The organism is Arthrobacter sp. ISL-72 (assembly GCF_018613755.1).
Taxonomy (GTDB): Bacteria; Actinomycetota; Actinomycetes; order Actinomycetales; family Micrococcaceae; genus Arthrobacter.
Genome location: NZ_JAGGPP010000015.1, coordinates 41,546 through 62,610, shown reverse-complemented (window position 1 = coordinate 62,610; position 21,065 = coordinate 41,546). Strand labels below are relative to the sequence as shown.

Genomic DNA, 21,065 nt, shown 5'->3' with positions numbered 1-21,065 from the left:
TGCTGAACTTTGGGCGTCCTCTACTCGGATCCCGAGGCCCTTCCCGACGGCGGAGTCTGGGCAGAAGCTCTCGTAGTCTTCAAAGACCGAGCCTGGACTCATCGCGTAGGTGCAGAACGGATGGATCGTCTTGCCCGTGAGACGGTTCGTCCGTTCGAGGAAGCGGGGGCCGGCCCGCGCGCGCCTGGGGGATACCCCTCGCATGATCAGCGGTACTCGGGTGTTCCAGATCGGGCTGCTCAGCAGCTCGGTGCTGTACCGCGGCTGATCCCGATATTCGGCTCAAAGTGGAACCTATCGGGGATGCACGGCGAGTAATACGATGTTCACTCGGGGGTGATCTGTGATGGCAATCGACGTCCTTTTGGATGGAAAGGCCGTCCCGGTCGACGAGGCGGTGTTCAGGACGCTTCTCGACAATTCGGTGGCGGGAACCTACAAGGGCTATGAGAAGGCGCTCGATTCGCACCGAATCAAGTTCGCCGACCTCGTTTGGCTTGCCGATAAAGGCGACATCCCATATTCCCTGTTTTTCGCTCCGTTTGCTCTGGTTCAGGAGCAAGTAAAGAAGAAGACCGAGAAGTTGCTCGCGGGACTGAGCAAAGACACGTTCTCGCTAGGGTCGCGCTCCAAGGTGGAGCTGCGGGATGTCGAACTGATCGTCAAGGACCTGATCCGAAAGCAGCAGCTCATCCGGAAGCACGATGAGTCGCTCCAGCGGAACAAAATTGTGGGCGTGCTCCGTGATGACGGCACATCGATCGAGGCTGACGCAGCACGGCTTATGGCGGCCATAGGCCTTTCTCACGAGGCAGTCCGTGCTTGCAAAAGCAAGGAGAAGGCGCTCGATCTCATGATCGACCGTCTCGAAGCCAGCCAAGTCTTGGTGTCGCGAAGTGTCCAGCACTACATGCCGCAGCGCTTGACGCACGTCAAGTTCAGTGGCATGACGATCCGAGACAACAAGGTCCCGTTTATCTTTCTGGCAGGAGGAGACCACGGGGACGACCAGGAGCCTGACGGTCGGACCCTCTTTACTCTTGCGCTGATGACGGTGCTGGTAGCTCGAAGAATATTTGCTCCAATGACTTGGGACGGCGGCAGCGCTGAGACGGATCCCGGGCGGGAGTACGATATCGCTGGTGCAATGCTGATGCCCCGCGAGCGGTTTGAGGCGATTGGACCCAGGTCGCCCGACGACATGAGGATCGCGTCGGACGAGTTCAAGGTCACTCCCAGCGCCGTCGCGGTACGCGCGATGAGGCTGGGAACGATCAGTGCTGAGACCGCGACCGGCTACCTTGCGCAGTTGCGAGAGGAGTTTCGGAGCCTCCCCAAGGGCGGTCCTCGAAATCGGATTCTCCCTGAGAACGCTGTTCGCAAGTACAACGGGAAGGAGCTCAGTCTGCGAATGCTGCACGCGCTCGATAATCAGAGCATCTCACCAGGTGAGTTCTGCCGTGCAGTTTGCTTGAACCACCTCAAGCCATCCCAGATCGACGACCTCAGGCGGGCTCTCGGATGAGCGATTTCGGGCGACGGTACGTTGTCGACACGCGCTCTCAGCCAGCTTGGGAGGCAGCGACGAGCGAGCGAGTATTTTCTGGAGAGTGCCGTCATACCAGAGGCTGTACTGCGCGAGGCTAATGGTTTTCCAGACATCAAATCTCTGCGAGACAACGTCCATCCGACGACGCCAAGGGTGCTTCAACTGCTGGTCGAAGTCATGGCCACGGTGCCGGACACCGACACGCGGCTGGTCAACCTTTATGCCAACCTCGGCAACGCCGACCCGCTGGTCATCGCATGCGCCCTGGAGGGCCAAGAACACGACAGCCAGTACCTATTGGCACCGGAGTGGTTTGTCGTCACGGGCGATGAGGCAGTTCGAGACAAAGCGGAGGAGTTCGGGCTGAAGGTGCTCAGTAACTCCCAGTTCGCTGCGCTCATCGACGGAGCCGGGTCAGAACAGCTAGGATCGCGCGGAAGTATGTGAGCGATGTCCGCCGAGCCCAGTCGCCTTCAGCTGTTCCTCCGGGACATCCGCCTCGTGTTCCTGGGTCGCAGCCGCGAGGTTCCAGGAGAGCCGGGCAGCCTGCTGGAGGGGATGGTGCTGGGGGACCGGTCCCGCAACTTGCCACTGTTCAGCTCGGTCATGACCACCACCTCCCTGACACACCTGACAGCCGTCTCCGGCAAGAAAATCTGGAAATTACATGGGTTCAAATCGGGGCAATTTCGCGCATTTCCGCAGATCAAAGCCATTTGTCCTACCCATCTCGGGCAAATAGTTTGTGACCACCAATGTTCAATTTTGGGTATTCGATGCGCCGTCGAGACTTCAACCGGCCCGCGAACTTCTGCTGACCGGCATCGGGCCGCGGCCCTTGAGAGTCGCACCTTGGGGAGAGGAGCCCACCGTCGGCGCATACTGCTGTTCCACGAACCTGCAGTTGCTCAGCGGCTGACATCACGGTCGGACCAAGGCTCCCTTGAAGCTCCCTGGGGCAGAGAAAATCCCCAAGTGGGCATCGTTGCCTCTATGACGCGCGCAAGCGTCTGCTCATTCCAGAGCACGGACTGCGTCTGTTGGTAATCGAGAAGTCCGCGTTCGTCATCAGGTCGAAGCGGATCGTACGCGACCGGCAGTACCACTCCTGAGGAAGCGGCCGCCAGCTAGAGAAGAATTCAAAGGCGATGACCGGCGGATTCAAGTCCGGCTGTCCTCCAACCGGAGGCGACGACGCCAGGGCAGACGCGATAGCGCCGCACCGGCAAAGCATTAGCATGCTGGCTACCCCACCCGCCTGAACGCCCTTCATGACAACAGCAGGGTGAATGTAGGGCTGGCTCTTTTGTGCGCCAGATTACAGACCAACATCTTGAGCGCGCCTAGGTTGAAACGACAGGCGTGCAGTTGCACGTTCCCGCTTCGATGAGGAGGCTTCCATGCAGTTCAATAGCTCCACGACAGCCCTTGTTTTGACTGATCCGCAGAATGATTTCCTCAGCCCCGAGGGCGTGACCTGGGAGCTGGTGGGGAAGAGCGTTGAGAAGAACAACACGGTCGAACATATCGAGCAGTTGCTTGTCAGCGCCAAGTCAGGTGGCTATGAGGTGTTTGTATCTCCCCACTATTACTTCCGCACGACCACCAGTGGGAATTTGGCGGAACGCTGGGAAAGAAGATGCATGAGATCGGGATGTTTGACCGTCCCGGTCCCTTGGACTTGGAGGGTTTCAAGGATTCAGGTGCTGACTGGCTCGACCGATTCAAGCCCTATCTGCAGGATGGAAGGACCGTTGTATGCAGCCCTCACGAGGTTTACGGCCCTGAGCAGAACGACCTTGTCCTTCAGCTGCGTAAACGCGGGATCAGCCAAGTTATCCTGGCAGGAATGTCCGCCAACCTTTGCGTTGAAAGCCACCTCCGCGAACTGCTCGAACAGGGCTTTGAAGTAGCTGTCGTGGCCGACGCTACGGCCGCCGCGCAGCACCCTGAGCTGGGCGACGGATATGAAGCTGCCCTCGTTAATTTCAACTACATTGCCGGGGCGGTGCTGTCCACAGAAGATGCAGTCCGCGAACTGGCTATTTGACTCGAGGCGTGTCCGGCGGGTGCCTTGCACCTTGCTGATCCTGACCGAGTCAGTAAGGGTGTGATGATGACCAGTAGACCCATAGCAGACTACGGACTGCTCTCTGACTGCCGCTCAGCGGCCTTGGTAAGTGCTGCAGGGTCTGTGGACTGGCTGTGCCTGCCACGCTTTGACAGTCCCTCGGTTTTTGGTCGCCTGTTAGGTGATGAAGCAGGTTTCTGGTTCATCCGTCCCGTTGCGGAATTCACATCAACACGGCGGTATTCCGGTCCCACGATGGTCCTCGAGACATCTTTTCGCACGGCCGAGGGGTCCGTTACCGTGACCGACGCGCTGGCTCTCGGGGACGGGAACAGGGAGCATGACCTTGGTGCAGGATCACCGGGCGCATTATTACGGCGGGTCTCCTGCGCCCAGGGAACCGTCGAGCTTGACGTCGTCTTTGCCCCGCGACCGGAATATGGTCTGATCCGGCCGTTCGTCCGCACAGGACCAGACGGGATTCTCGTCAGGGGCGGTGCCGACGTTCTGTTCTTTTCTACCTCCGTCCCATTCACCGTCGACGGCGACGTCGCACATGCCCGCATGGCCCTGCGTGAGGGTGATGTCCTGGGATTTGCCCTCCATCACTCACACAGCTGGGAGGACGCACCATCATTCTGGACGCAGGAGGAAATCTCCCGACGGCTTGCTGACACCGTGCAGGGCTGGACAAGCTGGTCCAAGGTGCACCAGAACTACACCGGCCCCTGGCAGGACCTGGTCGCTCTGAGCGGAAGGGTGCTGCAGGCTCTGACGTTCCACCCCACCGGGGCGATCGTGGCCGCCCCCACCACGTCTCTGCCAGAGGTCACCGGGGGCCAGCGCAACTGGGACTACCGCTATACATGGGTTCGGGACGCAAGCATGACGCTGCAGGCGCTATGGGTTTCCGCCTGCCCGGACGAGGCCGGGAAGTTTTTCCGTTTTCTGGCGACGGCTGGCTCCGGGCAGCTGGGGGAGGGTGAAGAGCTGCAGATCATGTACGGGGTCGGTGGTGAACGTGACCTGTCAGAACGTGAACTGCCCCACCTTCCGGGGTGGCGTTCAAGTGCGCCGGTCCGGGTAGGGAACGCTGCCTGGCGGCAGCGCCAGCTCGACGTCTATGGGGAACTGCTCGACGCCGCCGCGACGCTCCCTGAGTATCTCGCCGACATGGACCCGGACACCCGCAGGTTCCTTGCCGATGTCGCCGACGCTGCCGCGTCACGATGGCAATCCCCAGACCAGGGGATCTGGGAGGTCCGGGACGAGCCACGCCACTACCTCTACTCCAAGCTCATGTGCTGGGTCGCCGTGGACCGCGCCATTGCCATTGCAGACCTCCTCGACGCCAGGGACCGGGTTCCGCACTGGCAGGATGCCCGGAAACGGATTGCCTCGGCGATACAAGCCGAAGGCTGGAGTGAGACTGCCAACGCCTACACCCAGGCGTTCGGCTCCGATGAGCTTGATGCTTCGGCACTGATGCTCTCCATCGTGGGATTCCTGCCTGCTGATGACCCCAGGATGCTGGCAACCATTGACGCGATCGAGCGGCATCTGACCGACGGGCGAGGCCTAGTGTACCGCTACGCCGGTGAAGACGGTCTCCCCGGAAGCGAAGGCACTTTCCTGATATGTACATTCTGGCTCGCCCATGCCCTCGCCCTTGCCGGGTCGGTTCAGCGGGCCCGGGCGGTCTTTGAATGCGCTGCGGGCTTCGCTACGGGGCTGGGCTTACTGTCTGAAGAGGTCGCTGCCGACAGCAGCGAGCTACTGGGAAATTTCCCACAGGCGTACAGCCACATCGGACTGGTCAACGCAGCCTGGGCAATCAGCCGGGCCGAGGACAAGGACCGCCAGTCCGGGAAGTCCGGCGTCAGCGGAGCACGCGGCTAAGGCGTGGGGGACGTCACAAGGGAACAACGGCGGGCCATATATCGCTTTGCGGCGCTGGTAATCTTCATCGCGGTTGCGGCCGCCGCTGCCTGGTTGTTCCCGCTCCCGTCCCTCGGAGAACTGCAGGGCTATTTCTCGAACACCCGATGGGGTCCAGTCCTCTTTGTCCTTGGGTACGCCGTGCTGACCCTCTCGCCCGTACCCAAGAATGTCCTGTCCATAGGCGCCGGGGCGGTCTTTGGCTTCGCTGCCGGAATTGGAGTGGTCATTGCTGCTGCCTTGCTCGGATCCACCGCAGCCTTTTGGCTCGGTCGCTAGTTGGGGCGGGAAGTCATGGAAAAATTCACCGGAGTCAAGGTGCAGAAACTGGACGAAGTGCTCCGCCGGCGGGGATTCGCCGCGGTGGTCGGTGTCCGGCTCGTACCGGTGCTGCCGTTCACAGCGATCAACTATATGGCCGGTCTCACCTCAGTTACATGGCGGCCTTACTTCTTCGGCACCGCCATCGGCATCCTCCCCGGCACGGTCAGCTTCGTGACGCTGGGCGCCTTCGGCCTGCAGCTCGGATGGCAGGTCCAGGCCGCTGCGGCGGCACTGGGACTGCTGACTCTTGTCGGGCTGATAACAGCTGTCCGCCGGCGACGGAAGGATGCTCGAAATGTTTGATGCTGCGCTGCGGCCCCGGATAGCCCCCGTTCTGGACCGGATGGCGCCTGCCATGGATCGCCCATGGATCACCCCGGACCGGCTTACAGGGCTGAACCTGGTGATGGGCCTGGCCAGTGCCGGGCTGGCCGCAACGCAGTGGTGGCTTCCGGCGCTGGCTGCGTGGCTGTTATGCCGGCTGGCTGACGGCCTGGACGGGCCGCTTGCCCGGCTCAGGCGCCGACGGTCAGGTAAGGAAGATCCTGGTCAGGGCGGGTTCTGGGACATCAGCGCGGACTTCGTCGTCTACGGCTCCACCGTCGTCGGGGTGGGCATAGGCGCCACGTCGGCCTTCGGCTCGCCGTGGCTGCCGTTCCTGCTGGTCCTCTTCGCCTACTACATCAACGGAGCAGTTTTCCTTGCGTTCTCCTCAATCGCCGAGAAGACCGGACGCCAGCTCGACGATGGCCGCTCACTGTCCTTTCTGGGCGGACTGGCTGAGGGGGCTGAGACCGTGGTGGTGCACAGCCTGTGGCTGATCTTCCCGGAGTTCGCCTGGGTGATCGCCGCCGTCTGGGCCCTTCTGGTTGGGGTCAGTGCTGCCCACCGGATCCTGGCAGGGTACCGGGCTTTGGGCTGATCCGGCGGCCGTCGATGGCCAGCCGCCGGATCCTGCTCAACACCTTTATGGCAGTGCCCGTGAGCGGGGAAGCCAGGCGTTCCCGGACATCCAAAACGGCGGCGTTCCACACACCGTCGGAGTAGGTGGGGTAGGCGTGGGTGGCACCGGCGATGTCTGAGGTCCGCAGCTTCTTGTGTACGGCCAGGGACAGCTCGGCAAGGGATTCCCCTGCCCGGGGGCCCACGATCGTACCTCCGATGACACGGCCGCCGCGCCCCACCAAAAGGCGTGTGAAACCGTCGGTCCTGTCCTCGGTGATGGCCCGGTCCAGATGTGAATGCCACACGGTCCGGGATACTTCTGACTGCCCCTCCTCGGATGCGGTGCTTGTCACGGCGGCGATTTCGGGTGAGGTGTAGGTGACCCGTGGGACCGCGGTGCTGATCCGTCGTCGGAGGCCGAGCACCGCATTGGATGCTGCCACGCTGGCGTGGACGCCGGCCAGATGCGTGAACTGCGGGTGTGTGGTGACATCTCCTGCCGCCCAGATCAGGGGATTAGAGGTCCGCATGTGTGAATCAGTGATCACATGCCCGCGGTCATCGAGGCTGACGCCCACGCGTTCGAGCCTAAGGTTAACGGTCCGCGGGGTGCGGCCCGTTGCCAGCAGCACGGTGGAAACATCCAAAGCAGTTCCGTCCGCCAGCTGCAGCCGCACACCGTCCCCGAGGCTGGTTGCCTTGGTGAAGGTCGTGTTTTCCAGGATCTTCACGCCGTCGGCCTTCAGGCTTTCCCGCACAATGTCCACCGCCTCCGGGATCTCTTTGGCCAGGATCCGGGAGCGGACGATCATGGTGACATCAGATCCCAGCCGGGCGAAGGCCTGGCCCAGTTCACAGGCACTCGGTCCGCCGCCGAGGATGGCAAGCCGGTCCGGCAGCGCGGCGAGGTCCCAGACCGTTTCGGAGGTGACGGTCAGGGCAGGGTCTAATCCGGGAATGCCTGGCCGGGCGGGCTCCCCGCCGGTTGCTATCAGGGCCTGCCGGAACCGGAGGGGGCGTCCGTCCAGGTCGGCGGTCCCGGGACCGGTGAAGGTCACCCGCCCCGAGAGGACTTCGACGCCGGCTTGTTCCAGAGCCTCCGGTGTATCCACGGGCTCGATGGTCCGGATTGCCGTGGCGATGCGTTCCCGCACTGCGGGGAAATCCGGTTCCTGGCCGGCCTGCATCCGCAAGGTCCTCGCCGGCGCCGCAGCGGAGAGGAGCGTCTTGGAAGGGACGCAGCCGGTCCACAGGCAGTCACCGCCCGTGCGCTCCTGCTCCACCAGGACGGTGCGGGCACCGAAACCGGCTGCGGTCTTGGCCCCGACGATTCCCGCTGTGCCTCCGCCGAGGACCAGGAAGTCAATAATTCGGTCAGTGGGTGCCATGATGAAGATCCTTACGGTCGTTGCCGCCTGCTGCCATGGAGGACTCCCGGCATGCCCGGTGTATTCCCTTGATCCAAGGAGCGAGTCATCCCCGACAAGTACACAGCATTCGCGCCGTTTTACGATGCCCTCTCCGGCGAATATCCCGTTTACCGTGCCGGAAGGGTCCGCGGAATCGGCGCGCTGACGCCACAGCCAGGGGAGCAGGTCCTGGACCTGGGCTGCGGAACCGGGCTCAATTTTCCGTTGCTCCAGGACCGGGTAGGTCCTTTGGGAACGATAGTAGGAATCGACCGCAGCGCCCGGATGCTGGAGCAGGCCCGCCGACGCGCCATCAAGGCTGGATGGGACAACGTCATCCTCATCCAAGCCGACGCCCTTCTCCTGGATCCGGCAGCCGTCCGCGCCACGATCCAAGGGCAGGGAGGATCCGGGACCTCCGATGCAGCCCTGGCCACCTATTCGCTCTCGCTGATGCCGGAATGGCGGAAAGCCTGGGCCAATCTGAGAGAGCTGCTGCGCGATGATGCCAGGGTGGCCGTGGTGGACATGCAGGAGCCGGTGGGATGGGCCCGGCTGCTCACTCCCTTGGCACGGGCAGCCTGTGCCCTGGGCGGCGCGGACATAGCAGCACACCCCTGGCAGGCCGTCGAGGAGGACTGCACCGGCCTCATTCGGGACTCAGCCCGGGCAGGACATCTGCAGATCCGCGCGGGCACGCTCCGGGGGGCCCTTTCCTGAACACTTGCGAAGGAGCGCGCCCTGTGTGCCCCAGATTACTTAACCGTGCTGCGGCGGGGCCGTAGGGTTGCCGGTATCACCGCGGCATCACAGCAGCGAGACGAAAGGCAGGCCATGACTCCGGAAGCCACCGTCCCGCACCATGTGCCCAAGCCCTGGCTGAGCCGCCGTGCCGGCAGGGGAGTGCGGCGTGGAACAGCAGCTGCGGGGAAGATCGCCGCGCTGCTTCGCAGCCTTGAACTGGGGACCAGACCTGTCCATCCGGAGAGCCGTGCCGCGCTGGACCGGCGCTGGTCCGAGCTGCCCGAGCACGTAAAAACCCCTGCCCAGCTGCTGGGCAGGACAGCGGTGGGATGCGAAGGAACCCATGGCGTCTTTCCCAAATGCAACCTGACCTGCACCCCGTGTTACCACTCAGCAGATGCGAACAAAGTGCCGATCGACGGCGGCCACACCGTGCGGGGAGTGAAGGAACAGCTGGCGTTCCTCCGCCGTCTGCGCGGACCCCGCGGCCACGCCCAGCTGATCGGCGGCGAAGTAAGTCTGCTGCCCGCCGGGGACCATGCAGCTGCCCTGCTTGCCATGCGTGCCGCCGGACGGGAACCGATGTCCATGACGCACGGAGACTTCGATTACCAGTACCTGCTGGATGTTGCGCTGGAGCCGACCGGCAGGGCGCGGTTTCGGAAGGTATCGTTTGCCGCCCATTTTGATTCCCTGATGCGTGGCCGCAGGGGAGTGCCCCGTCCGCTGACCGAGGCTGAGCTAAACCCGTTCCGCGAACGGTTCGCCGCGATGTTCACGGACCTTAAAAGGGACCACGGGATCAGCTCCTACATCGCCCACAACATGACCGTCACCCCGGCCAACATTGACCTTGTGGCCGGGGTAACAACCGCCGTGCTCGACATGCCTTTCGACATGCTGTCCTTCCAGCCAGCCGCCTACATCGGCGATGACAGGAGATGGGGGAAGGGCTTCACCGACGTCACCATCGACGCCGTCTGGGACCGGATCGAGGAGGGCGCCGGGCAGCGGATTCCCTGGCAGGGCACCCAGTTCGGCGATGTGCGCTGCAACCGGACCGCCGTGGTTTTACGGGCCGGGGAAAACCAGGCCCCGCTGCTGGATCCGGCCGACCACAAGGACCTCGACGCACGGGACCGGCTGCTGGCCCACTTCGGCGGAATGTATTTCGGCGGGACGCCACACTGGATCGTCGCCGTAAAAGTCATCAGGGCCTTGCTGGCCCACCCCCGCGACGTCCCCGTGATTCTTGGTCTCGGTCAGCGTCTGGCCAGCCGCGCCGGCGGCCTGCGCCGAATCCTCGCTGCTGCCCGGGCAGGCCGGTTGGCCTTCAGAACATTCGTCGTCCATAACTTCATGGACGCAGCCGACGTCGCGCCCGCCTGGGACCTGATGGGCAAGGGCGTGGCCAGTGAAGACCCAAAAATCCGTGAAGTCCAGGAACGGCTGGGCGCCTGCATGTACACCATGAGCCATCCCGAAACCGGCCAGCTCGTCCCTGCCTGCGTCCAGCATTCGGTGCTGGACCCGGCCGAAAACGCAGGCCTGCGCAAACTGCTCCCCCTCACCCCCAAAGTCAGGACAGAACCTTGAAGCCAGCCCTCCTCGTTCGCCACCGGACCCTGCTCGCGGCGGCTGCAGCTGGACTGCTGCTCCTGAGCAGTTGCGCGGCGGTACCCGCAGAACAATCGGAACCCGAGAACTGGGACGAGGTCGCCTCCGCCGCGAAGGGACAAACAGTCAAGCTGTGGATGTACGGCGGTGACACACAAGGCAATTCCTACGTGGACGAGCACCTCATCCCTGCTGCCGCCGATGAAGGCATCACGCTGGAACGCGTCCCGGTAGCTGACACCAAGGACGCCCTGAACCGTGTCCTGACCGAGATCCAGTCCGGCACCACCGACGGCGAGGTGGACCTCGTCTGGGTCAACGGAAACAACTTCGGCACCGGCAAGGAGGCCGGGGCGTGGGACTGCGGCTGGACCTCGCTGCTGCCCAACATGGAACTCACCAACCCGGCGGATCCGCTGCTCTCGGAGGACTTTGGGACTCCGGTGGACGGCTGCGAAGCCCCCTGGAGCAAAGCGCAATTTACCATCGTGTACAACTCCGCGGCCGTCCCCGAGCCACCGACCACCCTCGCCGGCCTGCTTGAGTAGGTCAGGGCGAACCCGGGACGCTTCACATACCCGGCGCCGCCGGACTTCACTGGCTCCGTCTTTACGCGGGAAGTGCTCTATAGCGTATCCGGTGGCTACGCCAAGGTGCCGCTGGCCTTTGACCAGGACGCATTTGACAGGCTCAGTCCCGCCCTCCTGAACGAACTTGAAGACCTGAAACCATCCCTCTGGCGGCAGGGATCCACCTACCCGAAGTCTTCCGGTGAGCTTGATGCGCTTTATGCAGGGGGACAGGTGGATTCCACCATGACGTACGGGCCGGCGACGCTGACCAAGCTGGTGGCGGATGGAACATACCCGGCTACGACCAAAGTGCTCACCCTGGACGAGGGAACCGTCGGCAATGCAAGCTTTCTGGCCATTCCTTCAACCTCGGGCCAGCGCTCCGGAGCCATGGTAGTGGCCAATATCGCCTTGTCAGAGGAGCAGCAGGCCACAAAGGCGGACCCCAGGATCTGGGGACAGTTCCCCGTCCTTGATTCCGACGCACTCAGCCCTGAGGGCCGTGCCCTGTTCGAACAGCTCCCGACATCACCCGTGGTGCCGGGCTATGAAGTGCTGTCAAAGAACGCGAACCCGGAGCTTGCCGCTGAGTGGGTGCCTGCTCTGGATGAGGCCTGGCGGAGGCAGATCCTTGCCGGCGGCTGAGGTCCTGACAGCCCGGACCCGGCCCCGGCCGCGGACGGCGGCCGGTCACGGGACTAAGGCCCGCGTCCAGGGGCTGCTCCTTGCGGTCCCCGCTGTCCTGCTTGTCGCCTTCGTGGTGGTTGGCGGGTCAGCCATGGTCGCGGCCCAGAGTCTGGGGCTGATGCCGCTGGTTGGCAGGCCGGAACTTTCGACGGCGGCCTACACGGCCCATGGCGGTGACCTCCTGGTTGGAGTGGGGCTCTCGCTGGCCATCGCTGGAGCGTCCACTGTCCTGGCGTGCCTGATCGGGTTCGCGGCAGCCCTGATCATGATGCAGGGCAGGTGGTGCGGAAAGCTCGTGGCGGCCATGAGCTCACTGTCCATCCCCGTTCCCCACATTGTGGGGGCAGCCACGGCAGGTTTGCTGCTGGCCGATTCCGGGCTGCTGGCCAGGGTTTTTGGTGCAGCAGAGCGTTGGCCCGACGTCGTGGGAGGTCAGTGGTGGCTGGCCGTCATTTTTGAGTACGCATGGAAGGAGTCAGCGTTCGTGGGACTCGTCGTGGCCGGCACGCTGGCAACCCGGTCCGTGGATTACGAGGAAACCGCCGCCCTCTTGGGCGCCGGGCGGCTCGGTCGCTTGCGCCACGTGCTGCTGCCTTTGAGCCTGCCCGCCCTGATTATTTCCGGGACGATCGCGTTCATCTACAGTTTCGGTTCCTATGAAGTTGCCTGGCTTCTGGGCCGGCCCTATCCCGAGCCGCTGCCCGTCATGGCCCTGCGCCTGTACAACTCGGTGACTCTCACTGCCCGGCCTGAGGCGGCCGCCGTCGCCGTCGTTACGGCTGTGGTGTCCCTGGGCGCAGCACTCGTGGCACTCGCTTGCCTTCGAAAGATCCCGCTATGGCGATAACGCTGCCGCCGGGGCTCAACCAGCAGACCCTGCCGAAAGACGCGGCGCAGAGCGGGCTGACGCGTTCCCGTGCCGGCGGCCGGATCCTGCGGTCGGCAACTGCCGGGGCCCTTGCGGTGTGGTTTGTGCTGCCGCTGGTACCGTTGGGTCTCTGGGTCTTCGCGGACCGCTGGTCCTACCCCGCGCCGCTGCCCCAGGACTGGGGACTGCAGAACGTTGACTCCGCCCTGTCCCGAGGTGCGGCCACGGCGTTTGCCGGCTCACTGGGCCTGGGTCTGGTGGTCAGCGCCGTTGCCACACCGCTTGGTGTCCTGGCCGCCCGGAGCCTGGCGTTCCACCCTTCCCGGTGGTCGGCGCCGGTCAGTGCCCTGTTGTTCGCCCCGCTGGCACTGCCGGCATTCGTCGCGGTCTTCGGGCTGAATGTCCTGCTGGTCCGCCTGCAGGTTCCCTCCTACGCCGGCGTCGTCCTTGTCCTGACGGTCTATGCCCTGCCCTACACGACGTACGTCATGCGACTGGCGTATGCAGCCCATGACATCGGTTTCGACGAAGAGGCCTGCACCCTAGGAGCCACCCAGGGCCAGGTGTTCCTTCGGGTCCAATTCCCCCTGATCGCACCGGCCCTGGCCCGAGCGGCTTTCCTGGCCTTCTTGGTTGGATGGAGCGACTACCTGGTCACCCTTCTGATCGGCGGCGGTTCGCTGGTGACCGTGCCGTTGCTGGTGGCATCCGCCGCGTCGGGGGCCGGCAACGACGGTATCGTGGCGGTGCTGTCCGTGATGGCGCTGGTGCCCCCGCTGGGACTGTTGCTGGGTCTGACAGGACGACGACGGCGGGGAGGCTGGTCATGAGGCAGGGTCTAGATCTGCAGGGGCTTTCAAAGTCGTTCAAGGGATCGCCTGTGCCCGCACTCGAGGAGTTCAGCCTTTCGCTGGCGCCCGGTTCCTGCACCGCGGTACTGGGGCCGTCCGGGTCCGGTAAGAGCACGCTCCTGCGGACGGTGGCGGGCCTGGAGATTCCGGACCGCGGCAGTGTTCTGCTGGACGGCCAGGATCTTGCAGCGGTCCGACCCGAACGCCGGGGGATGGCGATGGTTTTCCAGCGGCCGCTGCTTTTCCCGCACCTGAACGTTCTTGACAATGTGGCTTTCGCCGCGACAATCCGTGGTGTTCCGCGGCGGCGGGCCCGCGCGGATGCGGAAGCTTTTCTCGACCTGGTCCAGATGGAAGGGACGGGCAAGCGGGTAGTTTCTGACTTGTCCGGAGGCCAGCAGCAGCGGGTGGCTATTGCCCGCGGCCTGGCCGCCCGCCCCGAGGTGCTGCTTCTGGATGAACCCTTTAGCGCCCTGGACCCCGAACTGCGCTCAGCCATGCACGAACTGCTGGCACAGGTGCGGGAGAAACTGAACCCCACGATCCTGATGGTCACCCACGACCGGGACGAGGCTGCGGCAGTGGCCGACCATCTCGCCGTGATCAGTGAAGGCAAGCTGCTCCAGCACAGCACTGTCCAAGAGATGTACACCCGGCCCGCCTCACTCCAGGTCAGCCGCCTCATGGGCGGGACCAACGAGATACCAGGAACAGTACGTGATGGCGTGCACTACTCCGCACTGGGCGCCCACGCGCTGCCCGGAAACCACCAATGGCCGGAGGGACCCGCCACGATGGTCATCCGCCAGGAACGCATCATCCTCCTGGACGAACACAGCCCGGGCCTGCCAGCGGTGGTCACCGGCATCCGCAACCGCGGGCCCCGGAAGCTGGTCACTATGGAAGCCGCCGGAGTGAACCTGCATGCAGAAGCAACCGCCAGCCCCGCCCTCGCCACAGGGGATGCCGTCCGTATCCAACTTCCCACGCCCGAATTGGCAGTAGTCGGCGGGACGTCAGAACACCGAAGTGCGCCCTTGACTTCCCCTGACTGGAAGGTTTTAGCGTGAAAGTATCAGCAACCATAAACGAAGTGAAGGAGATGGCCATGGCCCTGCAAGAAGGAGAGGTCTACCGCTGCCCGGATACCGCCTGCGGGTGTGAAATAACGGTCACCAAAGGGGCAGCCCCGGGTCACGGCGGAGACCAGGACCCGGTCTGCTGCTGCGGACACAGCATGGAAAAAGTGGACTGAACCCGGAGGGAGCAGCCCGGCGCCCAAGTGGCGGGAGAAGCAGAACCGGCGCACGTTATGTGTCCGCGTTCACAGAACAAGGAGCGACCAGAGGCCTACCTTTCTAGGGTAAGCAGTTCTGTTTCAACGAAAGGCAGCACGACGATGTCCGCTACATCTCCCGTGGCACACCAGCCACACGCCTTCACTCATCATCTCGCCCGGCGCATCGCCGCGGGTGCCATCGGCGGTATTGCAGGTGGCCTGGTCTTCGGCGTTCTTATGACCATGATGGGCATGCTGCCCATGATTGCCTCGATGGTCGGTTCAGATTCTGCCGTGGTGGGTTTTGGAATCCACCTCGTGATCTCAATCCTGATCGGCTGGGGCCTGACCGTGCCCTTCGCCGGTCTCCTGACCTCCTATGGCCGGGCTGCGCTGATCGGCCTTGCATACGGGGCACTCTGGTGGGTACTGGGCCCCCTGCTGATCATGCCCATGATGCTGGGCATGCCCCTGTTCATGATTGATGCGGCCGCAGGACTGTCCCTCATGGGCCACCTGATCTACGGCGTCATCCTGGCCCCGGTGGCCTTCCGCATCCTGAAGTCCGCTCATGAGCGATAACTGGGAAAAAGGGCTGGAAGCCGCCGTGGGCGGCCTCCAGCCTTGGTCTCCGGCCCAACGCGAACCGTATCCCCTCACGTCAGGGCCGGAGGACCCCTTCACCTGCCTGAACGAAGTTGACCTTTTCGCTGACCTTTCCGCTGAAGAGATGCATGCGATGGACATGATGGCCCCGGCGCGGATGTTCCGTCGTGGGGAGCTCGTCTTTAGTCAGTCCCAGCCCGTCACGGCGCTCTTTATCCTCAAATCAGGCAGGATACGGGTATTCCGGGTAGCCGAGGACGGTAAAGCCCTCACGATGGCCATCCTGGAGCCGGGAGCCGTCTTCGGGGAAATGATGCTGGTGGGCCAGCGCATGTATGACAACTATGCAGAGGCCATCGAGGACTCCGCCATCTGCCAGCTGGGGGTCGAGGACGTCGAGACGTACCTGATCTCCGACCCTCGGATCGCGATCCGCATCTCACGGCTGCTGGGGGAGCAAGTGGGCCGACTCGAGGAACGCCTGACGGACCTGGCATTGCGTCCGCTCTCGGCCCGCACCGCGTCAATCCTGATCAGCCTCGATGCTGCTGCGCCCAGTGGCAGGTTCGGGCAAAGCCGGGCCATCCGGCTCACCCACGAACAGATCGCCGGACTTCTAGGCGCAACCCGGGAAGCCACCAGTAAAGCCCTGGCCGACTTCGCAGCCAAAGGAATCATCCGTCAAGGCCGCGGCCGCATCACCATCCAGAACCCGGCGGCTTTGCGGGCAGCGGCTGGCAGTACCGTCGTGTGACCGGGAATCAACCCGGAGGCCGGGCAGGTTGCATGAGCAGGGGACCCCGCCCAGACCGAAAGCCTTCAGCGATCTGACACATGAAACGAAAACCAAGGAGCCACCATGCCCCGCATCCCTGCCCACACCCTCGACAGCGCTCCCCACGGATCCAAGGACATAGCCACCCATCTGCAACGGCGAATGGGAAAGTTCCTGAACATCCATGCCGGCATGGCCCACTCACCGGCCGTGATCGGCGCCTACGGCGGCATCTCGACGGCCATCGCAGACCACGGGTCCTTCGACGCCCGGACCAAGGAAGCCATTGCCCTTGCCGTGGGCAACCAGAACGGCTGTGACTATTGCCAGGCCGCGCACACAGTCTCGGCACGCAAATCAGGGCTCACCGACGACCAGATCCTCGCAATACGCGCAGGCGAGGTGGACTTTGATCCGAAGCTGGCCGCCATCACCGAAGCGGCCCGAGAGGCCGCGGCACGGACCGGGAACGTCTCCGACCCTGTCTGGCAGGCAGCACTCGACACCGGCTGGACCGACGAAGAGCTCACCGAAGCCTTCGCACACATTGCCGCGAACCTCTTCACGAACTACTTCAACCACTACGCAAGGACAGAGCTGGACGTCCCGGCCGCACCGGCCCTGAGCACTTAGCCCCCGGAGAGGTGCCCCCGATGACCGGTTCCGTCCGGTCTCAGGGCGCCTCTCCGGGCAAGGTGCACGCTTGACCCCTGACGCGTTCAGGGCCAGTGTCAAAGGACACGTTCAGCCCCATCAAGGAGGAATGCAATGACGTCAACACCATCAGGCACGGCCGGAGAACCGGGAGCAAACCTGGGCGAGATTCCGCAAGCGGCGGCAACTGCCGGGGTCCGTGCAGGTTTCAATTCGGCGCAGACGGCATTGCTGGTGATCGATCCGGTGAACGATTTTCTCTCTGAAGGCGGAGCAGCGTGGGAGATGACCAAATCCACCGTGAAGAAGAACAATGTGGTTGGCCAGCTGCAACGCCTGATTGCTGGTTCCCGCGCCGCCGGGGTGCCGGTGCTGTTCGCACCCATGGCGTACACCGAGGAAGATTATGCGCAGGACGGTCTTCAGAAGCGCAGTGGCATTAATCGCCTGATGTTCGAAAACAAGATGTTCCTGGCAGGCTCGTGGGGCGCAGATTTTCACCCGGACCTGCAACCCGAGGCCGGCGATGTGATCCTGGAGCCGCACAAGGGAACAGACGTATTCGAAACAGATCTCCCGTCCCACTTGGAACGGCTGGGGACGCAGCAGCTGGTGATCGCGGGCATGACCGCTAACCTGTGCTGCGAGTCGACGGGGCGGCATGCGACTGAACACGGTTACCCGGTCACCTACCTCTCCGACGCTATCGGTGCTGAAAGCCTCCCTGCTTACGAAGCCTCCATCCACGTGAACTATCCGCTGGTCGGGAATGCAGTCATGGAAGTGGATGAGTTCCTTGCGGGGATCCAGCCGGCCGCGGCGAACGTGGGTGAGTTCCAGATCGGGGATCAGGTCATCGGATCGGACCGTGGGGAGATCGGTAAGGTCGAAGAAGTCGTAGCCGCAGGTACGGGTACACCCGGTTACCTGCTGGTCAAGCGCGGACTGGTCTTTGACAAGGACACGTACATACCTCTTGACGCTGTTTCCCACCGGATCGATGGACGGGTGTATGTCAATGTTCCCAAGCTGGTGATCGGAAAACTTCCCTGGACTGAGCCTTCCGGGCAAGGTACGCAGCAGGAAAAGTACGGCGAGGCCAAGTCCCAGGTGTCCGCCCTGTACGGAAGCTTCAATCCCACCGGCCCGCGGTGATGCATTAGCCCAACCAGTCCCTTACGGGTGATCGGGATTCCGATACAGCCCGAAGTGTTCGCCTTTTTTCCAGAGCTCGGGCAGGTTGCCCCAGGCCGGGATGCCTCCGGCCTGTCTGAGGATCCGGGCCATGTGGAGCAGGTTCCAGGTCACAAACGTGGTGTTGCGGTTGGTGAAGTCGTTCTCGGGTCCGCCTGAGCCTTCGTCGAGGTAGCTGGGGCCCGGTCCGACTTCCCCAATCCAACCTGCATCGGCTGCCGGTGGGATGGTGAGGCCGATGTGCTGCAGGCTATAGGGAATGTTCATCGCGCAGTGCTTGACGCCGTCCTCATTGCCGGTCACGAGAGCTCCGCCGACCTTGCCGTAGTACACGTACTGGCCGCGCTCATTGAGGGTGTCAGACATCGCATACAGGCGCTCTATGACTTGTTTCGTCACTGAACTGTTGTCGCCCAGCCAGATGGGGCCCGCCAGAACGAGGATATCGGCCTTCTTGACCTTCTTGAACAGGTCCGGCCACGCGTCCTCAGCCCATCCGTGCTGGGTCATATCTGCATACACTCCGGTGGCCAGGGGGTGATCAACCGGGCGGATGATCTCCACTGTTACTCCATGGCGTCTCATCAGACCTGCGCTGAGTTCCGCCAGTCCGGCCGTATGGCTTAGTTCAGGGCTGCGTTTCAGCGTGCAATTGAAGAAAACCGCATTCAATCCGCTGAAATCCAGGTCCCGGCCTTGGGTGTCCTCAGATGCCGCCATGTCAGTTTCCACCTCTGCCACTATCCTGCCGGCCGGGCTGGGAAGGATATCCGGCTTCTGATACTTCGACAACGCGCACGCCCTTCCAGAAAGCCACGTGATCGCGAATGTTCCCAGCTGCCCGGCTCGGCTGGGCGTAGTACCAGGCGGCGTCCTTGTTGACTTTTCCGTTGACCGTAATGGTGTAATAGTTCGCCGAGCCTTTCCAGTAACACTGGGAGGTAGTGGGAGAAGCGCTAAAAAACTCAGTATGCAGTGACTCCCGCCTGCAGTAATGATGCCCTTCCACAATTTCTGTGTGATCGGACTCGGCGAGTACAGCGTCGTTCCAGATGGCCCGGTACATGGCGTCCCTTCCCGTTGTTTTAGTCCCACGGTAGGCGGGCGGAGGCCCGCCTACCGCAATCTGGAACACACACCGTCTGCATCGCCCCTTGAGCCTTGCTGCATCTTTATCCAGAAGCCACCCGGTCCTTTGGACGGGCTGTGCTGATCGGCCTGGCATTTGGGGCGATCTGGTGGTGCTCGGGCCGCTGCTCATTATGCCCATGATGCTTGGCATGCCCCTGTTCATGATCGATGCGACCGCCAGTTGGTCCCTCTACGGGGTCATCCTGGCTGTTGTCGCCGTCCGCGTCCTTAAGGGTGCACATGAGCGATAACCGGGAGAAGCGACTGGAGGCTGCTGCGCCGGCGCCCTCCAGCTTGGGTCTGGCGACAGAAGCGGCATCCGGTGACAGGGAATCCCGGCAAATACTGGTCGGTCCTGTTTCGAACTTCGGGCTATCGGCTGTGATCGGGCGCTGCCGGATTGCCCTCGACGTTGGTGGTCCGTTCGTCGTAGAAGGCGATTAGGCCTGTGATCTGTGTTGCGTCCTTGAGAGGCTGTTCGTAGCTCCATGCGATGTTCTCGCCCCGGGTACCGGCGCCGGTGAGGGTCCAGTACGACGCCGTGCCTTTGTAGGGGCAGACCGTGCTGTGTGAGGTGCGCTCCAGCAGCCCGAAGTCGACGTCCTCGCGCGGCAGGTAGGTCCGCACGGGCAGCATCGTTTCGTAAACGAAGACCGGCCGTGTGCTTTTGGCCACGACCGTCGCCCCGAAGCGCACACCGACGCGCCGTGATGAGGCGCGCGCATCCACCCGGTGGAACGGGTCCCGGGGATGGCCTTCTATCACCTCGTCTTCTTAACGCCACTGGTCAAAGGCCCCGAAGTCCAGCAGCACTCGGCCGGCCAGGTCCGGGTCAGAAAGCCGGAAGGCGGCCGCCGGCAGTTCCAGCCCGCCGCTCCTCACGGTCGGTTCCTGACCCTCGGTTGTGTGGTTGGCGAAGTGCGAACGGGTGCCCCCGCCCGCCCTGCCCGGGGATGAGGGGAGGAGATCTGCGGCGATGTCCGCTTCCGGTACCGCGAACACCGGGGTCAGCTTCCGTGGCTCGAAAACAAGGAATGCGTCCTGTGAATCGACAACCGTCCTCCCCCGGCGTCCGCTCTGGTCCTGCGCGGCGTTGGCTCGTAGCGCAGGCGGTGCGCCAGCGCCCGCATTTCCGGGCTCAATCGAACAGCCATACCTGACCTCAGCTTCCTCCGGCCACGGCCGGGATCAGATCAGGAAGGGCGGAGACAGCTGATCCAGCGCCTGGAAATAGTTTGGATATGGGCCCCGGCGCGGTTGATCCAGGCGGTGGCAAGGCCGGCGCGGGATGCGCCGTGGATATCCCAGGGGTGAACGGCGACCAGGAGCATCTGCTCGGGCGTGGTCCCGAAGGCAGCTGCCGCGTACTCGTAGGAGGCTTTGTCGGGTTTCCAGGCCGGGGCGTCCTCCACGGAGAGCAGCAGGTCGAAGTTGTCGCGGATGCCCGCATCGGTGAACAGCTTCTCAGCGACCTGAGTGGAGCCGTTCGTCAAGGTGGCGAGCCGGTATCCGGCAGCGTGCAGGGCCTTAACGCCGGGGACGACATCCGGGTGCAGGCCAAGACCGGACAGGCCGGCCATGACGTGCTGGACGGCGGGCTCGATGTCCCGGTTCAGCTCCATGCCGGTGAACAGGCCGCGTAAAGCTTCGGCGCCGATTTCGGCGAAGGTGCCGTTATCTCCCGCTGCGGTGAGGGCGAAGCCGTCCCGCAGCAGGGTCGCGAACCAGAGCTTTGCCAAGTATGCGGATGCGCCGACCTCGACGAACCGTTGTCCCATGGGGGACATGTCCGACAGGGTCTCGTTGACGTCGAAAACAATGGTTGAGGGTTTCATACACGCTTCTCCTTTC

General features: G+C 63.4%; 24 protein-coding genes and 1 pseudogene. 19 read left to right on the top strand and 6 right to left on the bottom strand.

The features are described 5' to 3' along the window. Positions 1-346 precede the first annotated feature (346 nt). The 7 genes from J7I92_RS14705 (at position 347) to J7I92_RS14670 (ending at position 6,804) form a co-directional block, all read left to right on the top strand. A complete protein-coding gene (locus tag J7I92_RS14705; protein ID WP_214841613.1) occupies positions 347-1,525 on the top strand; it encodes an ImmA/IrrE family metallo-endopeptidase in 1,179 nt (392 codons plus the stop codon). Between the two features lie 177 nt (positions 1,526-1,702). Continuing rightward, on the top strand, positions 1,703-1,996 hold the full coding sequence (locus J7I92_RS14700; RefSeq protein WP_214841611.1) for a hypothetical protein: 294 nt from the start codon (positions 1,703-1,705) through the stop codon (positions 1,994-1,996). A gap of 1,192 nt (positions 1,997-3,188) precedes the next feature. Then, positions 3,189-3,599, top strand: coding sequence for an isochorismatase family protein (locus J7I92_RS14690; protein WP_214841609.1), 411 nt, complete (start codon positions 3,189-3,191; stop codon positions 3,597-3,599). Positions 3,600-3,662: 63 nt separating this feature from the next. Further along, positions 3,663-5,519: a glycoside hydrolase family 15 protein gene (locus J7I92_RS14685; protein WP_311380374.1), complete on the top strand. Its 1,857-nt coding sequence runs from the start codon at positions 3,663-3,665 to the stop codon at positions 5,517-5,519. 3 nt (positions 5,520-5,522) lie between these two features. Next, entirely contained in the window at positions 5,523-5,837 is a 315-nt protein-coding gene (locus J7I92_RS14680; RefSeq protein ID WP_214841604.1) for a hypothetical protein, read from the top strand. A gap of 15 nt (positions 5,838-5,852) precedes the next feature. After that, a complete protein-coding gene (locus tag J7I92_RS14675) occupies positions 5,853-6,185 on the top strand; it encodes a TVP38/TMEM64 family protein (RefSeq protein ID WP_214841602.1) in 333 nt (110 codons plus the stop codon). After that, a complete protein-coding gene (locus J7I92_RS14670) occupies positions 6,178-6,804 on the top strand; it encodes a CDP-alcohol phosphatidyltransferase family protein (protein ID WP_214841600.1) in 627 nt (208 codons plus the stop codon). The genes J7I92_RS14675 and J7I92_RS14670 overlap by 8 nt, the downstream gene beginning before the upstream one ends. Here J7I92_RS14670 and J7I92_RS14665 read toward each other — a convergent pair. Beyond that, positions 6,758-8,215, bottom strand: a complete 1,458-nt coding sequence (locus J7I92_RS14665; protein ID WP_214841598.1) for an NAD(P)/FAD-dependent oxidoreductase — start codon at positions 8,213-8,215, stop codon at positions 6,758-6,760. The genes J7I92_RS14670 and J7I92_RS14665 overlap by 47 nt on opposite strands. Positions 8,216-8,302: 87 nt before the next feature. Between J7I92_RS14665 and J7I92_RS14660 the strand changes: the two genes are divergently transcribed. From J7I92_RS14660 to J7I92_RS14605, 12 genes and pseudogenes are all read left to right on the top strand, one after another. Next, positions 8,303-8,956, top strand: a complete 654-nt coding sequence (locus tag J7I92_RS14660) for a methyltransferase domain-containing protein (RefSeq protein ID WP_214841700.1) — start codon at positions 8,303-8,305, stop codon at positions 8,954-8,956. Positions 8,957-9,070: 114 nt separating this feature from the next. Further along, a complete protein-coding gene (locus tag J7I92_RS14655; protein ID WP_214841596.1) occupies positions 9,071-10,576 on the top strand; it encodes a hypothetical protein in 1,506 nt (501 codons plus the stop codon). Next, positions 10,573-11,145 carry an extracellular solute-binding protein gene (locus J7I92_RS14650; RefSeq protein ID WP_214841595.1) on the top strand — a complete coding sequence of 191 codons (573 nt, stop codon included), beginning with the start codon at positions 10,573-10,575 and terminating at the stop codon, positions 11,143-11,145. The genes J7I92_RS14655 and J7I92_RS14650 overlap by 4 nt, the downstream gene beginning before the upstream one ends. Before the next feature lie 12 nt (positions 11,146-11,157). Continuing rightward, positions 11,158-11,814, top strand: a pseudogene (locus J7I92_RS14645) (ABC transporter substrate-binding protein); the annotation flags it as partial. Then, positions 11,801-12,703, top strand: a complete 903-nt coding sequence (locus J7I92_RS14640) for an ABC transporter permease (protein WP_251039950.1) — start codon at positions 11,801-11,803, stop codon at positions 12,701-12,703. The pseudogene J7I92_RS14645 and the gene J7I92_RS14640, both read left to right, overlap by 14 nt. After that, the gene (locus tag J7I92_RS14635) at positions 12,694-13,554 is read left to right on the top strand and encodes an ABC transporter permease (RefSeq protein ID WP_214841593.1); all 861 of its coding nucleotides are present in this window, start codon (positions 12,694-12,696) and stop codon (positions 13,552-13,554) included. Before J7I92_RS14640 ends, J7I92_RS14635 begins: the two co-directional genes overlap by 10 nt. A 50-nt stretch (positions 13,555-13,604) precedes the next feature. Next, a complete protein-coding gene (locus J7I92_RS14630) occupies positions 13,605-14,645 on the top strand; it encodes an ABC transporter ATP-binding protein (protein WP_214841592.1) in 1,041 nt (346 codons plus the stop codon). A gap of 38 nt (positions 14,646-14,683) precedes the next feature. Continuing rightward, positions 14,684-14,830: a hypothetical protein gene (locus tag J7I92_RS14625; protein ID WP_214841591.1), complete on the top strand. Its 147-nt coding sequence runs from the start codon at positions 14,684-14,686 to the stop codon at positions 14,828-14,830. 144 nt (positions 14,831-14,974) lie between these two features. Then, positions 14,975-15,436 (top strand): hypothetical protein, encoded by a 462-nt coding sequence (locus J7I92_RS14620; RefSeq protein WP_251039948.1) that lies wholly within the window; start codon positions 14,975-14,977, stop codon positions 15,434-15,436. Further along, a complete protein-coding gene (locus J7I92_RS14615) occupies positions 15,426-16,214 on the top strand; it encodes a Crp/Fnr family transcriptional regulator (protein WP_214841590.1) in 789 nt (262 codons plus the stop codon). Before J7I92_RS14620 ends, J7I92_RS14615 begins: the two co-directional genes overlap by 11 nt. Positions 16,215-16,319: 105 nt before the next feature. Continuing rightward, the gene (locus J7I92_RS14610; RefSeq protein ID WP_214841589.1) at positions 16,320-16,868 is read left to right on the top strand and encodes a carboxymuconolactone decarboxylase family protein; all 549 of its coding nucleotides are present in this window, start codon (positions 16,320-16,322) and stop codon (positions 16,866-16,868) included. A gap of 135 nt (positions 16,869-17,003) precedes the next feature. Next, positions 17,004-18,044, top strand: a complete 1,041-nt coding sequence (locus tag J7I92_RS14605) for an isochorismatase family protein (RefSeq protein ID WP_214841588.1) — start codon at positions 17,004-17,006, stop codon at positions 18,042-18,044. 21 nt (positions 18,045-18,065) lie between these two features. On the opposite strand, the gene J7I92_RS14600 is transcribed toward J7I92_RS14605, so the two are convergent. The 5 genes from J7I92_RS14600 to J7I92_RS14580 all read right to left on the bottom strand — a co-directional run bounded on the left by J7I92_RS14600 (position 18,066) and on the right by J7I92_RS14580 (position 21,049). Further along, complete coding sequence (locus J7I92_RS14600) at positions 18,066-18,803, bottom strand: flavodoxin family protein (RefSeq protein WP_214841696.1); 738 nt, start codon at positions 18,801-18,803, stop codon at positions 18,066-18,068. Position 18,804: 1 nt separating this feature from the next. Beyond that, positions 18,805-19,149: a DUF427 domain-containing protein gene (locus tag J7I92_RS14595; protein ID WP_214841587.1), complete on the bottom strand. Its 345-nt coding sequence runs from the start codon at positions 19,147-19,149 to the stop codon at positions 18,805-18,807. A gap of 437 nt (positions 19,150-19,586) precedes the next feature. Beyond that, a complete protein-coding gene (locus tag J7I92_RS14590; RefSeq protein WP_214841586.1) occupies positions 19,587-19,979 on the bottom strand; it encodes a DUF427 domain-containing protein in 393 nt (130 codons plus the stop codon). Between the two features lie 9 nt (positions 19,980-19,988). Continuing rightward, positions 19,989-20,216 carry a hypothetical protein gene (locus J7I92_RS14585; protein ID WP_214841585.1) on the bottom strand — a complete coding sequence of 76 codons (228 nt, stop codon included), beginning with the start codon at positions 20,214-20,216 and terminating at the stop codon, positions 19,989-19,991. A gap of 191 nt (positions 20,217-20,407) precedes the next feature. Next, a complete protein-coding gene (locus tag J7I92_RS14580; RefSeq protein WP_214841583.1) occupies positions 20,408-21,049 on the bottom strand; it encodes a haloacid dehalogenase type II in 642 nt (213 codons plus the stop codon). Between the last annotated feature and the right edge of the window lie 16 nt (positions 21,050-21,065).

Coding starts and splice junctions, on each gene's coding strand:
- J7I92_RS14705 (WP_214841613.1), top strand. CDS start 347: ATGGCAATCGACGTCCTTTTGGATGGAAAGGCCGTCCCGGTCGACGAG.
- J7I92_RS14690 (WP_214841609.1), top strand. CDS start 3,189: ATGCATGAGATCGGGATGTTTGACCGTCCCGGTCCCTTGGACTTGGAG.
- J7I92_RS14685 (WP_311380374.1), top strand. CDS start 3,663: ATGATGACCAGTAGACCCATAGCAGACTACGGACTGCTCTCTGACTGC.
- J7I92_RS14675 (WP_214841602.1), top strand. CDS start 5,853: ATGGAAAAATTCACCGGAGTCAAGGTGCAGAAACTGGACGAAGTGCTC.
- J7I92_RS14670 (WP_214841600.1), top strand. CDS start 6,178: ATGTTTGATGCTGCGCTGCGGCCCCGGATAGCCCCCGTTCTGGACCGG.
- J7I92_RS14665 (WP_214841598.1), bottom strand. CDS start 8,215: ATGGCACCCACTGACCGAATTATTGACTTCCTGGTCCTCGGCGGAGGC.
- J7I92_RS14655 (WP_214841596.1), top strand. CDS start 9,071: ATGACTCCGGAAGCCACCGTCCCGCACCATGTGCCCAAGCCCTGGCTG.
- J7I92_RS14635 (WP_214841593.1), top strand. CDS start 12,694: ATGGCGATAACGCTGCCGCCGGGGCTCAACCAGCAGACCCTGCCGAAA.
- J7I92_RS14625 (WP_214841591.1), top strand. CDS start 14,684: ATGGCCCTGCAAGAAGGAGAGGTCTACCGCTGCCCGGATACCGCCTGC.
- J7I92_RS14620 (WP_251039948.1), top strand. CDS start 14,975: ATGTCCGCTACATCTCCCGTGGCACACCAGCCACACGCCTTCACTCAT.
- J7I92_RS14615 (WP_214841590.1), top strand. CDS start 15,426: ATGAGCGATAACTGGGAAAAAGGGCTGGAAGCCGCCGTGGGCGGCCTC.
- J7I92_RS14610 (WP_214841589.1), top strand. CDS start 16,320: ATGCCCCGCATCCCTGCCCACACCCTCGACAGCGCTCCCCACGGATCC.
- J7I92_RS14605 (WP_214841588.1), top strand. CDS start 17,004: ATGACGTCAACACCATCAGGCACGGCCGGAGAACCGGGAGCAAACCTG.
- J7I92_RS14600 (WP_214841696.1), bottom strand. CDS start 18,803: ATGGCGGCATCTGAGGACACCCAAGGCCGGGACCTGGATTTCAGCGGA.
- J7I92_RS14595 (WP_214841587.1), bottom strand. CDS start 19,149: ATGTACCGGGCCATCTGGAACGACGCTGTACTCGCCGAGTCCGATCAC.
- J7I92_RS14580 (WP_214841583.1), bottom strand. CDS start 21,049: ATGAAACCCTCAACCATTGTTTTCGACGTCAACGAGACCCTGTCGGAC.